The organism is Bradyrhizobium sp. USDA3010, from assembly GCF_056429065.1.
Genome location: NZ_JBWJZD010000127.1, coordinates 1 through 1,060, shown reverse-complemented (window position 1 = coordinate 1,060; position 1,060 = coordinate 1). Strand labels below are relative to the sequence as shown.

The following is a 1,060-nucleotide window of genomic DNA, read 5'->3' as shown; positions in this document are numbered from 1 at the left end:
GATGGAGTCACGTTTGAAGTGCAACGATTGATTTGAGCTTGGAGAATGCCTCGGCGGGTGTCTTGAAGTCCAGGCATTTGCGTGGGGTATCGTTGAGGCGCTGAGCGAGCCGCCTGAGGGCGGCTGCCGTGATGTACCGGAGGTCGGTTTTGCGTGGCAGAGAGCGTCGTAAGCGCCCGATGGAGTTTTCCACGCCGCCTTTTTGCCAGGGACTATGGGGATCGCAGAAGAAGGTTTGGACGCCGAGGGCGTTGTGAAGCCTGTGATGCTCGGCGAACTCGGTTCCGTTGTCGAAGCTGATGGTTTTACGGATCGCCTGTGGAAGCTTGCCGAGTTGACGGGCGATGGTCCGAGCGGTGAGGACAGCTTTCCGATCGCGTGGGTGCAGCACGATGCTGAAGCGGGTTTGTCGCTCGTGGAGAACCAGCAATCCTTGGCCATATCGCGCGAACAGCATGAAGTCGGCTTCCCAATGACCCGGCGTCCCGCGGCCTTCGACCTCGGAGGGTCGTTCATCGATCGAGCGCCGTTGTTTAATGAAGCTGGCAGGGCTGCCGCCTGGGCGTCGCCGGCGCCCTCGTCTGAGTTTATGGCGCGGCAGCAGGCGGTGCCAGTAATCCTTCTGGGCGGTACGATGATAGATGAAACGATAGATTGACTCGTGGCTGATCATGACGCGACCATGTTCCCGCGCCAGTCGACCAGCGATCTGCTCCGGCGAATGTCCCATCGCAAGGCTTTTGCCGACGCAGTCCCGCAGGGCCGGCTGGCGCGCCAGCTTGAAACGGCCATCCTGCCGTCGCCGACGTTCGGCCAATTGTTGAGCCCGGACAGGTTCGTAACCGCTCTTCCAGACCTTGGTAGGCCGCGAGTTGCGCTTCAGCTCCCGACTTATCGTCGACGTCGCGCGGCCAAGCGCAGACGCAATATCGTTTTGAGATTTACCGCCTGCATGCAGGCGGTAAATCTCAACGCGCTCTTCAAGGCTGAGCTGGCCATAACATTGTCCCATCGCCACAACACCCTAGCAGGTGTTGCACTTGTGTCGTGAACCCAAGGG

1 protein-coding gene is annotated in these 1,060 nt (G+C 60.1%); it reads right to left on the bottom strand.

Annotated features, from left to right (window positions below):
- Window positions 1-7 precede the first annotated feature (7 nt).
- Window positions 8-1,012, bottom strand: coding sequence for an IS30 family transposase (locus AC066Y_RS43235; RefSeq protein ID WP_478279137.1), 1,005 nt, complete (start codon window positions 1,010-1,012; stop codon window positions 8-10).
- Window positions 1,013-1,060: the final 48 nt, after the last annotated feature.

Bases quoted from the DNA above. Each gene is read 5' to 3' on its own strand.
- AC066Y_RS43235 (WP_478279137.1), bottom strand. From the start codon at position 1,012: ATGGGACAATGTTATGGCCAGCTCAGCCTTGAAGAGCGCGTTGAGATT.